The sequence below is a fragment of the Paenibacillus sp. B46(2026) genome (genome assembly GCF_056786355.1).
The window spans coordinates 5,304,580-5,318,919 of the sequence record NZ_CM165907.1; the positions used below are offsets into that span (position 1 = coordinate 5,304,580).

Here is a 14,340-nt window from a genome sequence, read left to right on the forward strand (position 1 = left end):
TTAGGAATTGATCGGTCTACTGAGCACCTGGTCAATAATGCCGTACGTCTTAGCTTCTTCAGCGCTCATGAAGAAGTCACGGTCTGTATCCCGCTCAATTTTCTCAAGAGGCTGACCCGTACGATCAACGTATATTTGATTCAGTTTCTGACGTGTTTTAATAATCCATTCTGCGTGTATCTTAATATCCGCAGCCTGTCCTTGAATGCCGCCAAGCGGCTGATGAATCATCACTTCGCTGTTTGTCAGCGCATATCTCTTGCCAGGTGCACCGGCTGTCAGCAATAAAGAGCCCATGCTTGCTGCCATCCCTACGCAAATGGTAGATACATCCGGCTTGATATATTGCATCGTATCGTATATACCCATCCCTGCGGTGACAGAACCACCAGGTGAATTAATGTACAAGCTGATATCCTTCTCAGGATCGTCGGCTGCCAAAAACAAAAGCTGTGCTATGACAAGATTGGCTACATCGTCATCAATCGCACTGGTTAGAAAGATAATGCGATCCTTCAGCAAACGCGAATATATATCGTAAGACCGCTCGCCTCGATTGGTTTGTTCTATAACCATTGGCACCAGACTCATGAGACCAACCTCTTTTCTACATGTAATTAGACATAGGCCGCCTGTAAAGCAAACCCAAATTCATTCTAACACTTTCCTGTGACAATGTCATTTTTCACAAGAGGTGTCAGACCTCAGTTAGTTTACTTTTCAGCCTGATCATATTTAACCATGTTTTCTATGTATGTGCAAATTGAAGCCATCCTATGCCGTCTTGCCATTTTTTATTTGCATGAAGTACATAGATATGTAAAAAGTGTACACCGATCAACAAAATTAGTATCCATCCATATTATTACTTTGTTTTCTATAAATTGGATGCCATAATTTAAAAATAAGGCACGCAATAATTCACGTGCCTTATCGTTTATTCAACTGACAAGTTTATAACAGCTTGTCTTATTTTTCGTCAGCTTCTGCAACAACTTCTTCGGCTGGAGCTTCAACTGGTTCAACAACTGTGCTGTTCTCAACAAGAACGTCAATCGTTTTACGCAGTTTAACTTCATCGCGAAGGCTGTCCAGGGAACCATTACCCTCGAGGATGCCACGGATCTCATCAGCAGGACGCTTGTAAGATTCAGCCATTTTTTCGAGTTCTTGATTCACTTCTTCGTCAGATACTTCAATGTTTTCTGCTTTACCTACAGCTTCAAGCACCAGGTTGTTGCGAACACGTTTGGAAGCATCTTCTTGCATTTGTCCTCTCAGGTCAGCTTGAGTCTGGCCGGAGAAGCTCAGGAACATTTCAAGGTTCATGCCTTGGTTGCGCAGACGGTTATCGAAATCACGCATCATGTTCTGTACTTCGCTTTCTACCATTGCAGAAGGAATGTCCACTTCAGCGTTCTCAGCCACTTTTTCTACAACTGCATTTTCTTGAGCAGCTTTGGCTTCGTCAGCTTTACGGGATTCCAATTGTGTTTTCAGGTCAGCTTTGTACTCTTCCAGTGTGTCGAATTCGCTAACATCTTTAGCAAACTCATCATCCAATGCAGGAAGCTGTTTGCGTTTGATTTCGTGAATTTTCACTTTGAATACCGCTTGTTTGCCAGCAAGTTCTGCTGCGTGGTAGCTCTCTGGGAAAGTCACTTCTACGTCTTTGAAGTCGCCTGTGGACAGACCCACAACTTGCTCTTCAAAACCAGGAATGAATGTGTTGGAACCCAGTTCCAGGGAATAACGCTCAGCTTGTCCACCTTCGAAAGGTACACCATCAACGGAACCGTCGAAGTCGATTACTGCAACGTCGCCGTTTGCAGCGGAACCTTCGTCGATTACAACGAGTTCTGCGTGACGTTGTTGAAGACGCTCAAGTTCTTCAGTCACTTCTGCGTCAGTTACTTCACCTTTTGCTACAGCAACTTCGATTCCTTTGTAGTCACCCAGGGTAACTTCAGGTTTCACAGTTACTTTCGCTTTGAACTTGAATGTTTGTCCTTTAGCGAACTGTTCAACATCTACGTCAGGACGATCAACCGGGAAAATATCCGTTTGGTCGATTGCTTCTGTATAGGCTTCAGGAAGCAAAATGTCGATTGCTTCTTGATAAAGGCTCTCTACACCAAAACGAGCTTCGAAGATTGAACGTGGTACTTTACCTTTACGGAATCCAGGTACGTTTGCTTGTTTTACCACTTTATTAAAAGCTTTGTCGAGTGCTGCAGTTACACGATCTGCATCCACTTCAACCTCAAGAACCCCAAGGTTCTTCTCTATCTTTTCCCAAGTTGCTTTCATTGTATACTTTCCCCTCCAAAATTCACATGTTCACGTAGGCAATCACGTACAAAATAACCATTTTAGTATAAACAAGATTAGATTCTTTTTCAAGGGGAATCCCTTGATACGGTTTAAGGAAAACGTTTCCGGCCTCTATTGACCATCCAATCCGGCAGATACAAACTGTTTCATGGAACGATAAGCCTGCTCCAGCCGAAAGCGCATTGCCCCTGTCACAGCATACATTGAGCGAGTATTTTCCTCATCATGCGAGCCACCCAGACTGTCTGCAACGGTCATATGTAGAGCTGCTGCCCATATATCTGTCATGGAATCATTTTCTTCCAGCATGGATACATAATCACGAGTTCCATACACTGCCATGACATATTGTATCCATAACTCCTGGGCAAAATAAAAGAGCGTAGGTTCATGAACCTCCGTCTGATCTGCCACTCGTTCCAGAATCTGAACGATTTGGAGCGGGAATTCCTCTGGTTTAAGAGGCACGGTATCAATCTCGACTTCAACCTGCTCTTCGCCTCTCGTAAACAGGATCATACCTTGGACGCCTCGGCGACGCAAGGTTTGCAGCACCCGAAATTGAAGCAAAGGGTGAAGCGACTTCTCTTTTAACCAACTCGTAAGTGCCTCGTCAATCTTCGGCAGATCAAGATAGGCCAGTTGCTCCAAAGCCAGCATCGTCTGTTCAGACAGCGGCTCCTCCATTACTGTGCGAAGCATCTTATCTGCATAGCCATCATCCTGTTCAAGCTTCATTCGGGCATGCTGCCGTGCCATGTCTTCCTCACTAATCTCTTCTTCTTCTCGTTCTTCAAGAACGACAGGCGAGGTTTCTTCATATTGAGGAAACGCAGCCTGAAGCCATTCGAGCAGGGCCCGCCATTCATCATAGCGGCGCTCTTCCTGTCCCTGACATTGCAGCAAAAAGTGAAGCAATTTCATCGCTTCACCATACCGTTCATTTTCAAGCATAACTGTCAATTGAATCTGGTAATAGTCCAGCGTCTTAGGAAACAGCACAATATTGTTGTTATGCTCGGTTTCCGGGGTCGTGGATTCCTTAATGGGAGCACCTCCTCTATATCCTGAATCTCCAGTCGGAATCAACATAAATAGATGTATATATTAAAACGATTGTCGATCTATTTTCTGAGTTCTCCTGATATTCTAACATAACCTTAAATATAATGAAAAAAACGTTACTCCCGCCAAATATCATATATGAAAAACAGTTTAAAATAAAATGCTTGATATTCCTGTTTGCATATGATAAAATCAATTTTGCTTGAAAAAATTCATGTCTCAGTAGCTCAGCTGGATAGAGCAACGCCCTTCTAAGGCGTCGGTCGGGGGTTCGAATCCCTCCTGGGACGTAAAAAAGAAAACTTCCTTTGGGAAGTTTTTTTGCGTTCTGGGGATGAGAACCCCAATGGTTCGTCGGAGCATTCGCTTCGTTAGCACTACTTCGCAGTCTCGACTGCAAGGAGAGTATCCCTCCTGGGACGTACTAAAAAGAAGCTTCCTTCGGGAAGCTTTTTTTGCGTTCTAGGGATAAGAACCCCAACGGTTCGTCGGAGCATCCGCGTTACAGTGGGTGCTTTTTCATTTCCCGACATTGACACAGAATGTTATGCTTGTCGAGTGGATAATGTAACAATCCATACATATCAACTTATTAGAAAACAGGAGATTTTATCATGTCATCTTCAATGCAGCAACAATCATCTATTCTTGCCGAGGGAGAACATTCTTCGACATCCAAAAGATTCGGCCTGTTATTAGCAGGCATTATCGTCATTGCCGCTACCATGAGGTCACCGATCACAGCAACGGGTCCCGTCGTGGAGATGATCCGCTCGGATACAGGTATCGGCCATACGATGGCCGGGCTCCTGACCTCGCTTCCTTTGCTCGCCTTTGCAGCAGTCTCTCCTTTTGCACCACGTCTTGCCAAACGTTTAGGACTCGAATCTGCTCTGCTATTGGCTGTTATCATCGTAACCATTGGGGTGGCGTTGCGCTTGTTGCCTTCCGTTCTCTCCTTATATACAGGAACTGCAATATTGGGATGCGGCATTGCATTAAGTAACGTGCTCTTGCCAAGTTTGATCAAACGTGATTTTCCATTGCGGGTGGGTATCGTAACCGGATTATACTCTGTATCCATGAACATATTTGGTGCCATCGCCTCAGGTGTTAGTGTGCCAGTAGCAGGAGCAACATCTATGGGTTGGCGCGCTTCGTTAGGCATGTGGGCCCTGTTGTCCATACTGGCGCTTCTCTTGTGGCTCCCCCAGATCGCCGCAGGACGACAGCGAATGTTATTTGTAGCCTCACAGAGCGAAGGGACACCTGTACGTCTACGGACCTCTTCCCTGGCCTGGTTCATTACTCTGTTTATGGGACTGCAATCTTTAATATTTTATACAACAATCACCTGGTTACCAGAGATTCTAGCCGAGCAAGGTTTCAGCGCAACGTCTGCAGGCTGGATGCTCTCCCTGATGCAAATGGTCAGCGTTCCAGCTACCTTTATCGTTCCAATTCTCGCTGGTAGAACGCGAGACCAGCGTGTTTTAACCATGTTAACGTGCTCATCTTTAATTGTCGGGTATGCTTTATTGTTAAGCGGACTCCCTTCGCTCGTTACCATCGGCGTCACGCTGGCAGGAATAGGCGCTGGCGCTTCGTTTGGACTGGTAACCATGTTCTTTGTCCTTCGCACAAGAGATGCCAGACAAGCTGCAAGTCTGTCCGGTATGGCCCAGTCTTACGGATATATGCTGGCAGCAATGGGCCCTCTGCTATTCGGTGTGCTTCATGACTGGACAAAAGGATGGGCTCTTCCCTTGTTGATACAGGTTATTCTTGCCATTGCGTTACTTATTGCAGGGACCCAGGCCAGCAAAGATCGCGTAATCAGTTAATCATTACTTTCATTTATATAGCAGAAAAAAACAAAATGAAACGGCCTCCATCCTGATTTAAACAGGATGGAGGCCGTTTATTCAAAGAACAGTTCCTTCAATAATCAAATCGGCGATCAGCTTATTTGGTGAACAAGCTTACTTCACTTTTACCGTAATCGTGTCTGTGCTGGTAACTCCGGCTGCGTTAATTAACTCTGCTCGATACGTATACGTGCCCAATGCTTTTCCGGACAGTGTCGTCACAGCACTTTGCGCAAGAGGTGTTACCGCACGGAGTTCTTGCGTGTCGATCAACTTATCATTTTCATAGAGACGATACTCAGAGGCATTCGTCCCCCACCACAGGTTCATGGTCACCTTATAGTTGCCGTCGCCATCCCAGTTATCCTGAGAGAGAACCGCTTTGCCTGGCGTTGCGTTGGTAACCCGAACAGTCAACTTCTGACTCCGCGTTGTTCCCTTGTCGTTCGTTAGTTCCGCCACATACGTATACGTGCCGTTAGTTTTGCCCGTGATTTTCGTCTGAGCAGACTGCGCCGAAGGCGCGTTATAAGTCAACTTTTGCGTATCAACCAAAACCCCGTCTTCATATAATTTGTAGCTGGTTGCGTTCTCGCCCCACCACAGGTTCATGGTGACGATATACGAGCCTTCAGGCAGGCCGTTGCCTAGCCAATTATTGTGAGACAATACAGGCGTACCTGGGGCCTTGGTAGCCGGAGTTTCAGGTTCGGTCTCCACGGCTTCTAATTTCAGTGACGTATTGGCTGTACCCGAAAGTCCCTGTTGGTCTTTTACCGTAAGTTCAACAGCATACTCGCCCGCTTCGATCCCCTCCAAAGGAAGGCCGAAGGTGCCATCAGGTTGTACTTCAAAGACTCCCTCTTTATACACCGAACCATCCTCTTTTTTCACAACATACGTTGTCTCCAAGGAAGCTGCCGGATCAAACGCAATGTTCCATCCGCTGGCAAGCGCAGGAGCAACACGGAAGTACAAGTCTTCCACGCTACCATTAAGGACAGCAGACTCATCCTCTTTGAACTCCAACGTTTCTGGTGCAGTTACAGCCGGAGCTGTCTTTTTCACCAAAAATGGCGAAGTGTCTTCCTTATAAGTTTTGCCGTCCGTACCAATAGTAGTGATGTCTACCGTATATAAACCATCCGGAATCTCAGTCACTTCATCGGTTGTATAATCCGCATATGAACCGTCCCAAGCAAGGTTGTATCTTGCATTGGCATTGAAGTTAAAATAGTTACCAAAGATGGAGCCGATATAACCATCTTGATAATATCCACCTTCCGGATTAAGACCATCATAAATCTCAATCAGGGCAAATGTCATTGGATTATAGAATTCCATTGCTACATTAAGGGTATCCAACGTACCATCAGCCTTCAATGGATAGTGGAATGGATTTTTTTCAGTGCCTTTTACCGTCTCAATATATTTAACTCCACTCAACGTAACGTTGAAATGAGCAACATATGGCACAGTAAAAGTATTCGTTCCGTTCGACAACTCAATGTATCCCTGAGCTTCTGTAACCGCTGTAACCCCTCGTGGAACCGTGATTGTTACTGCAAGTTCTTCCTCACCATTCAGTGTGAAGGAACTTTTGTCTACGGCAACGGATACACCAGCGACATTACGAGTCGGATTCACATTTACGGTGTAATCTCCGCCACTACCATTCAGCGCTTCAACTTTAATCGTTTTGGTAATCGTCTTTTCATCTGTGCTCAGGAAATTACCGTAGTTGATGCTTCCAGTGATATTCTCCTTTTCAACAACAGAGCCACTTTCTGTGTATTGAGTTACATCAAGCACTTTGACAAAAGCAGCAGGATCGATGGTATTCACAGCCTGAATGCGGCCTGCACCTTGATCGAATACATCAAACTTGGTTGTATCCAGCACTTTACTATTGTTCATGAGCGCAACTTTGATATCAAATGGCGTCCAGTCCGGATGCTTCTCAATCAACAGCGCAATCAGACCTGCTACATGAGGTGTAGCCATACTTGTACCTGATTTACGATCATAAGCTTGTGCATAATCTGCATCTGGCTCATCCTTGCCGTAGGCAGGAATCGTAGACAAAATGCTTGTACCTGGGGCCACAATATCCGGTTTGATATCCAGCGTTACCTTTGCAGGTCCACGTGAACTGGATGAATTCATTTCATCACCCGGAGTTTGGGAACGTTCAAAGTCACTAAAACTCACTTCAACGGCTTGGCCTGCGTCCAGCTCAGCCTTGATCACATCTCCATCTTCCTTGGACATGCTCAGTGTTGGAATGAGTTCAAAGTTGTCGCCCAGACTTACACCAATTGGACCCGGAATGTTGTTATATACAATAACAGCTACGGCTCCAGCCGCTTTGGCATTGGCGATTTTCTCTACAAATGCGAGTTCACCACGCTGTATCAATGCCACTTTACCTGTAAAATCCTTGCCTTCAAAATCAGTTGGCTTACCCAGTGCTGCAAATTCAAGTCCAAATTTCCCTGTCAAAACAGTTTCAGGGTCTGCTGACAGGTTCCAGCCCATCAGATCCAGACGGTAAACCGACTCTGTAACAGCCAGTGGAGCTTCAGTCGGAGCAATTACAGACTCTTCTTCCACAGGTGCAGCTTCAGGAGAAGCTTCAACTGGTGCAGAAGGTGATGCAGATGGAGTATTTTCTTCTGTTGTAGCTTCTTCTACATTCGGAACTTCAGCTTCGTCGGAAACCGTGTCCTCCACAGCCGCTGCACTTTCCTCATCAGCAGTTGCGGGTACACCTTGCTCTGAAACTTCTGGTGCTTCTGTTCCAGGTGCTGTACCCAGTTCAGGAGATTGTTCAACCTCTGGCACCGGTTGTTGTTCAGGTTGTGCCTCTTCGCCTTCCTCACCAATCCAGAAGTGAGTATCGGCTGTAATCAGCTGGCTAGGTCCTGTAGAGTTACCTACCGTAATAGCCATTGCAGACGCACCTGGAGAACCGAGTGTATAACGGTTAGGTCCACTGTTACCACTTGCTACAACCGCTGTCACACCAGACAACATCGCATTGTTCAGGGCAACTGAAGTAATATAACTCGGGTCGTTGGCGGCGTTACCTAACGAGAGATTGATTACATCCATGCCATCTTGAACAGAACGATCAATTCCGCCGAGTACCCATGAGGTTTGACCACTACCATATGGTCCAAGTACACGGTAAGCATAGATATCTGCTTCAGGAGCAACACCAACAATGCCGTAGTCCCCCGCTTCGCGAGCAGCAACGGTACCCGCTACGTGCGTACCGTGAGATGTGTAATAGGGGCTTCCAAGCTCGTTAAGCTCAGGCTCGCCCGATCCTTTCCATTCTTGATATGTTGTTTCATACGGATCATTGTCGTTTCCAACAAAATCCCATCCACCTTTGTAGGCTTCTTGCAAATTAGGATGTTCATAGTCAATGCCTGTATCAATGACACCCACTTTGATGCCATTTCCTTTGTAACCCAAATCCCATACTTCAGGTGCACCAATAAAAGGCGCTGTGTCTTTCATGTACGGGTTCACTTCATCTGTCTCGGGCGCTATTGTAACTTCAAGGTCAGGATATACGCTGACCACGCCAGGTATTTGAAGCAATTGTCCCACCTGGTTTCCTTTAAGCTCAATCGCTACACCATTCAGGGCATATGCATATTCTTCCAATACTTCATGTTTGATTTTCTTCTGAGTGAGGCTATGTACAAATGACTGTTGTTGTTGCTCAACTTGAGTCACAGCCTTTGTTTCCATAGAGGAGGTAAAAGATTTTCCGGAGAGGGTTGATTCACCTTGCGCTACTGCAACAGGTTTATTGGAAAGTTCAACGATCACTCGGGTGTTCTCTCCACCCAGACCTTCCAAGCTTTTATCCAAAAATGGATCTGCGGCAAGTTTTGCTTCCCGTCCTGCAAGAATCTCTCTCCATTGTTTGGCTTCGGCTGTACTGGGTAAGTTGTCAAGCTGAATAACTGAATCTGCGGGAGCGGCTCCAGTCGCGGGGAGAATAATGGAAAAGACCATCAGAACACTTAATAACGTGGATATCAATCGTTTACTCAAGGCTTTGCCCCTCCTTTTAAATGTGAATACCTCACCAAATGATGGGTTCCTGCTGTTCGCATGTACTGCAATACCTGCTCCAAATCCACCGCCTATCTGCAAGATGATTGACCCTTGGTAAATTATTCTATCAAAATACCACATTTTCCTTCTAAATACTTACAAATATGATATAAAAATTACTTATATGGGTCTTGAGTATGATAAAAATATCCATTTGTAATTATTTGTCGTTTGAATATTGCATTTTTAAAATAGTTCATCAAAAAAAGACCAAGACCCTCTTTATCAGAAAGAGATTCCTGGTCTTAATTTGGAGGTTAGATATTGTACAAAAGATCAACATAATTCTTTTAACAGAGATTAAAAGAAGTGAGTTTTTAATTTCCTGGCTTCACGGCTTCAATACGCAGACGCTTGTAATCAGCATACAGAGCATCATCTTTCCAAAGGTAAGGCATCACGATTTGACTGATTTCCTTGCACATTTGTTGTATCTCATCAGGGCTGAAACCTGCAAAATAGTCGCCTCCAAAATGAGCCAACCAGCCTACTATACCTTGCTTACCATCTTCCAGTCTGGTAGGACGGTCGTAGTGATAGGCCTGACGCACCACAAATCCACTTTGTTCCAATATATTGCTATATTCTCCGATCGAAGGAAAATACCACGGGTTGCGTTCTGAAGCACGGATGCCCGTGTTGCGTTCCAATACCTCCTCTATAGCATTCACAATGATCTGCACGTTCCCTTTACCGCCGAATTCTGCTACAAAACGCCCTCCGGGCTTCAAAGATTTCCATATGCTATCCACCACTAGTCGCGGACTTCGCATCCAGTGCAGGGCAGCATTGGAGAAGATCGCATCATACGGTCTATTCGTATCAAAATGATGACCGTCTCCTTCCACGAACTCAAGTTCAGGGAATTTCTCCCTCGCACGGCGAACCATGTCCGGCGATGCATCCATGCCAGTAACCTCAGTTTCGGCCAGAGAAATTTCATACGTCAAATCCCCCGTCCCGCAACCCAAATCAAGGATGTATTCCCCTTTTTGGGGTTGAAGCCAGGAGATCAGGTTTTTCCCATATCCGGACACAAAAGCCAGTTTGTTATCATATTCTTCTGCCTGCCACTGATTCAATGATTTCATGGATCCCACCGTCGCTTTCGTTATTGATATCCTCATTGTGACATAGAATTGTTTATTCTTTAAATATATAGATTCTATATTATTTATAGGTAAAAGCAATAGAGCACTTCGCCTTGAAAGCAAGAGAAGCTTCCCAGGAGGGATACTCTCCTTCCAGTCGAGACTGCGAAGTAGCGCTAACGAAGCGGATGCTCCGACGAACCATCGGGGTTCTCTTCCCCTGAACGCAAAAAAACTTCCCAAGGAAGTTTTCTTTGTTACGTCCCAGGAGGGATTCGAACCCCCGACCGACGCCTTAGAAGGGCGTTGCTCTATCCAGCTGAGCTACTGAGACAAATATGTATAAACAATTTTCGGCGCGGTTCTTATTATACTCTGATTTCTATATTTTTCAATAGTTTTATAAAAAAATTAATAATTACACTTAAATGCGGGTTCAAAAATGTACTTTTCCGTATTATTCTCATACTCCAGTCCCTTTGAGAATATGATAGCTGAAACCAGGTTATATTGAGGAGATCGGGACATTTAGAGTAAGATTAACATCAGCCATTTTCAATGTCAGAATTGCTGGGTAATCTTTTGCATACATACATTTCAAAGATGCATTGAAGGAGAGAATCGTCATGAGACAACTTTTATCAGCCCTATCCTATTTCAGCATTTTCTTTGCCCCGTTCCTGTTTCCGATCATTATATGGATTGTTGCCAAGGATGCTTACATCGAGGGACATGCCAAACGTGCTTTATTCTCACATGTATTCCCGTTTCTCGCTGCCATTCCGCTATTGTATTTCTTCGTGACTGCGCATAGCCTGGGTTCTGCCATCGGATTTGTCATTCTATTCTTTGTGATCTACGGATTAAGCTTTGTGTACAACGTGGTCAAAGGGATTCAAGTGCTGCGCGAGTATGCTTGATCACCTCTTCACCTGATCTGACCATCGCATAACAAACCCCGCCGTTCAACAACGGCGGGGTTTTCCAATTACAGATGCAGTTACAGCAACCAGCAACACCAACAGTTCACTGTTTACTTATAGCTCAACATTGAACTCCTATCCCGCTATCACTACATGTGTTGCTGGAGCATTACCTGTTAAGCCTGCCCGATCAGATAACGCTGAAGTGTTGGACCAAGCAAACCAAAGGCAAACAACTCACTTTGAAATCGAGCTTTATCTTCTTCTGCAGTAATGCCTTCGCTGTTCTCAAAGGCGGTTTCCGTCGCCTCTTCAAACGCGGTATGCATATTATTGTTATACCAGTCGATCGCCGAATCGGAGTGATTGCGTACAATTCGAACGACTTCAAGCGAATTTCCAGGTTGAGTGGAGGCCACGTATACAAGTAATGACGGGTCTCCGGCATTTCCAGGCTGTACTTCCACTTCTGCACAGGACAATCCGTCTACCTCGGTTAATCTGCGTATTTTGGCATCTTGAATGGCATACATTCGTCATCGCGCTCCTTTTCCTTTGTGCTTATCATGTACTCTGTTCAATCTGGTATCGTGTCTCTGGTGTGCCCAATCGGTAAATCTCCCGATACACCTGTTGTAATACCGTTTCATACGCCCGGTTTACGGACTCCTCCGGTGTATCCGGCCATGGGAATACCATGCCAGGAAAAGCTTCTTCCTCCTTTTCCTGCATGAGATTGAGCAGTCCCAGTAATTGCTCCGCTTCCTGTGGCGTTGCCTGAATGATCCATTCATACGATGTTACCGACGGATCCGGAATAACGGAGCGGCCCATGACAGACACATAATACTTCATACTGTCCATTGCATGTTCTCTCCTTCACAGGCATGTTGAGGCCGTTGTCCCTAGAACTAGTTTCCGAAGAGGACAGACATTTTATGCCTGCTTTCGGCATATATTTGTTACGACCTCTGACGAAAAAGACAACATTTGCTGGCTGTCAGTGATTCAAGCAGCCATACGGATGAATGACTCGACCAAGAAAGGATGAACAAACCATGTGCGGTATTACCGGCTTCATACAGTGGAATCGGGATTTGACCCAGGAATCAGAGCTGCTGGTCCATATGACGGATAGCTTGTCGAACCGGGGGCCCGACGCTTCAGGTACATGGATCTCCAATCCTTGTGCCTTTGGACATCGGCGTCTTAGTGTGATGGACCCCGAGAACGGGGCACAGCCCATGCATGCGTTACAAGGAGATACCTCCTATACCGTCGTGTATAACGGAGAACTATACAATGCACCCGAATTGAAAAAGGAATTGCTCCAGCGGGGGCATAATTTCCGAACACAATGTGATACGGAAGTGTTGCTTGCCTCTTATATTGAATGGGGACCGGCATGTGTTGACCGGTTTAACGGTATTTTCGCTTTTGCCATATGGGATGGGGGACGCGAACAGGTTTTTATCGCACGAGATCGCCTTGGTGTGAAACCTCTGTTCTACAGTAATGCCAAAGACACCCTCGTATTCGGATCAGAGCCCAAAGCTCTGCTCATTCATCCAGATGTAGAAGCCGCTGTTGGCCCGGAAGGATTGGCCGAAGTGTTTATCGTAGGGCCTGCACGGACACCAGGACACGGCGTATACTCTTCACTGAGCGAACTCAAGCCTGCGCACGCGCTCATCTACAACCGAAACGGAATTCGTACCTATGCCTATTGGAAACTGGAAAGCCACAATCACGAACATAGCCTGGAAGAGACGGCTGCCGAGGTGCGAACCCTCTTGCAAGATACACTGGAGCGCCAGTTGGCTTCGGATGTTCCTGTCTGCTCGCTTTTATCGGGAGGACTGGACTCCAGTGCCTTGTCTGCATTAGCCGTGGATTATTACAACCGGACCGGGCAAGGCCAAGTCAGTACGTATTCTGTCGATTATGTGGATAACGCCAAACATTTTCAGGCACATTCCTTTCAGCCGGGTGCAGATGGACCCTGGATTAAACGAATGGTGGATGAACTCAAGACCGACCATCACTGGATTGAGATTGAGAACGGAGAACTGGTTCATGCATTGACACAGGCCATGCTAGTAAGGGATCTGCCAGGAATGGCAGATGTGGACTCCTCTCTCTATCTGTTCTGTAAGGAAATCAAGAAAGGAGCCACGGTTGCCATTTCAGGCGAAGCGGCAGACGAAGTGTTTGGCGGCTACCCTTGGTTCCATCGGGAGGATATGCTGAACTCCGGTACGTTTCCGTGGTCTGTAGCACCTGATATGCGAGCAGCCTTGTTATCCCCGGACATTCGGGAATGGATTCGGCCACTAGACTATCTGGCAGACCGCTATTCCGATGCAGTGGCTGAAGTACCTTTACTGGATGGGGAAACCGGTAAAGCCGCCCAGATGCGGGTCATGTCCTATCTGAATATTACACGTTTCATGCCTACACTGCTGGATCGCAAAGACCGGATGAGTATGGGGGCAGGATTGGAAGTACGGGTACCTTACTGTGACCACCGTCTGATCCAATATGTGTTTAACATCCCTTGGGAAATGAAAATAACAGGCGGACGGGAAAAAGGCATTCTGCGTAAAGCACTCGAAGGTGTCCTGCCTGACGATGTGTTATACCGCAAAAAGAGTCCATACCCGAAAACACATAATCCACAATACCTGGCTGCGGTCAAACAACAGGTACTTGATATCCTGGATGATCCCACATCCCCTATTTTGCCTTTGATCGACAAAGCTCAGATCCGCAATCTTGCATCTTCACCCGATGCAGCTTCCAATCTGCCCTGGTTCGGACAGTTAATGTCAGGTCCACAGTTATTTGCATATCTGACTCAGATTAATACTTGGTTACGGACATATAAAGTAGCTATTCGTTAGAATCACATTCTATTTAACA

General features: G+C 45.9%; 10 protein-coding genes and 2 tRNA genes. 4 read left to right on the top strand and 8 right to left on the bottom strand.

Annotated elements, in window-relative coordinates; genetic code table 11:
- From clpP to AC1S8V_RS23570, 3 genes are all read right to left on the bottom strand, one after another.
- A complete protein-coding gene (gene clpP, locus AC1S8V_RS23560) occupies positions 1-591 on the bottom strand; it encodes an ATP-dependent Clp endopeptidase proteolytic subunit ClpP (RefSeq protein WP_482070995.1) in 591 nt (196 codons plus the stop codon).
- A gap of 378 nt (positions 592-969) precedes the next feature.
- On the bottom strand, positions 970-2,310 hold the full coding sequence (tig, locus tag AC1S8V_RS23565) for a trigger factor (protein ID WP_482070996.1): 1,341 nt from the start codon (positions 2,308-2,310) through the stop codon (positions 970-972).
- Positions 2,311-2,445: 135 nt separating this feature from the next.
- Positions 2,446-3,426, bottom strand: a complete 981-nt coding sequence (locus AC1S8V_RS23570; RefSeq protein WP_482070997.1) for a hypothetical protein — start codon at positions 3,424-3,426, stop codon at positions 2,446-2,448.
- Between the two features lie 189 nt (positions 3,427-3,615).
- On the opposite strand from AC1S8V_RS23570, the gene AC1S8V_RS23575 reads away from it, so the two are divergent.
- Both AC1S8V_RS23575 and AC1S8V_RS23580 read left to right on the top strand, forming a co-directional pair.
- Positions 3,616-3,689 (top strand) — tRNA-Arg (locus tag AC1S8V_RS23575).
- A 324-nt stretch (positions 3,690-4,013) separates the two neighbouring features.
- Entirely contained in the window at positions 4,014-5,243 is a 1,230-nt protein-coding gene (locus AC1S8V_RS23580; RefSeq protein ID WP_482070998.1) for a CynX/NimT family MFS transporter, read from the top strand.
- Positions 5,244-5,381: 138 nt separating this feature from the next.
- Here the strand turns inward: AC1S8V_RS23580 and AC1S8V_RS23585 are convergent, their stop codons facing one another.
- From AC1S8V_RS23585 to AC1S8V_RS23595, 3 genes are all read right to left on the bottom strand, one after another.
- A complete protein-coding gene (locus AC1S8V_RS23585; RefSeq protein ID WP_482070999.1) occupies positions 5,382-9,341 on the bottom strand; it encodes a S8 family serine peptidase in 3,960 nt (1,319 codons plus the stop codon).
- A 380-nt stretch (positions 9,342-9,721) separates the two neighbouring features.
- The gene (locus AC1S8V_RS23590) at positions 9,722-10,495 is read right to left on the bottom strand and encodes a class I SAM-dependent methyltransferase (protein WP_482071000.1); all 774 of its coding nucleotides are present in this window, start codon (positions 10,493-10,495) and stop codon (positions 9,722-9,724) included.
- Positions 10,496-10,755: 260 nt separating this feature from the next.
- Positions 10,756-10,829: transfer RNA gene (locus AC1S8V_RS23595), tRNA-Arg, on the bottom strand.
- A gap of 292 nt (positions 10,830-11,121) precedes the next feature.
- Between AC1S8V_RS23595 and AC1S8V_RS23600 the strand changes: the two genes are divergently transcribed.
- Positions 11,122-11,415: a magnetosome magnetite crystal formation protein family gene (locus AC1S8V_RS23600; RefSeq protein ID WP_482071001.1), complete on the top strand. Its 294-nt coding sequence runs from the start codon at positions 11,122-11,124 to the stop codon at positions 11,413-11,415.
- 179 nt (positions 11,416-11,594) lie between these two features.
- On the opposite strand, the gene AC1S8V_RS23605 is transcribed toward AC1S8V_RS23600, so the two are convergent.
- Both AC1S8V_RS23605 and AC1S8V_RS23610 read right to left on the bottom strand, forming a co-directional pair.
- Positions 11,595-11,951, bottom strand: coding sequence for a hypothetical protein (locus tag AC1S8V_RS23605; protein WP_145325244.1), 357 nt, complete (start codon positions 11,949-11,951; stop codon positions 11,595-11,597).
- Positions 11,952-11,982: 31 nt separating this feature from the next.
- A complete protein-coding gene (locus AC1S8V_RS23610) occupies positions 11,983-12,282 on the bottom strand; it encodes a hypothetical protein (RefSeq protein ID WP_145325243.1) in 300 nt (99 codons plus the stop codon).
- A 194-nt stretch (positions 12,283-12,476) separates the two neighbouring features.
- Between AC1S8V_RS23610 and asnB the strand changes: the two genes are divergently transcribed.
- Complete coding sequence (asnB, locus tag AC1S8V_RS23615) at positions 12,477-14,321, top strand: asparagine synthase (glutamine-hydrolyzing) (RefSeq protein ID WP_482074566.1); 1,845 nt, start codon at positions 12,477-12,479, stop codon at positions 14,319-14,321.
- The last annotated feature ends 19 nt before the right edge of the window (positions 14,322-14,340 follow it).

Bases quoted from the DNA above. Each gene is read 5' to 3' on its own strand.
- clpP (WP_482070995.1), bottom strand. From the start codon at position 591: ATGAGTCTGGTGCCAATGGTTATAGAACAAACCAATCGAGGCGAGCGG.
- tig (WP_482070996.1), bottom strand. From the start codon at position 2,310: ATGAAAGCAACTTGGGAAAAGATAGAGAAGAACCTTGGGGTTCTTGAG.
- AC1S8V_RS23570 (WP_482070997.1), bottom strand. From the start codon at position 3,426: ATGTTGATTCCGACTGGAGATTCAGGATATAGAGGAGGTGCTCCCATT.
- AC1S8V_RS23580 (WP_482070998.1), top strand. From the start codon at position 4,014: ATGTCATCTTCAATGCAGCAACAATCATCTATTCTTGCCGAGGGAGAA.
- AC1S8V_RS23590 (WP_482071000.1), bottom strand. From the start codon at position 10,495: ATGAAATCATTGAATCAGTGGCAGGCAGAAGAATATGATAACAAACTG.
- AC1S8V_RS23600 (WP_482071001.1), top strand. From the start codon at position 11,122: ATGAGACAACTTTTATCAGCCCTATCCTATTTCAGCATTTTCTTTGCC.
- AC1S8V_RS23605 (WP_145325244.1), bottom strand. From the start codon at position 11,951: ATGTATGCCATTCAAGATGCCAAAATACGCAGATTAACCGAGGTAGAC.
- AC1S8V_RS23610 (WP_145325243.1), bottom strand. From the start codon at position 12,282: ATGGACAGTATGAAGTATTATGTGTCTGTCATGGGCCGCTCCGTTATT.
- asnB (WP_482074566.1), top strand. From the start codon at position 12,477: ATGTGCGGTATTACCGGCTTCATACAGTGGAATCGGGATTTGACCCAG.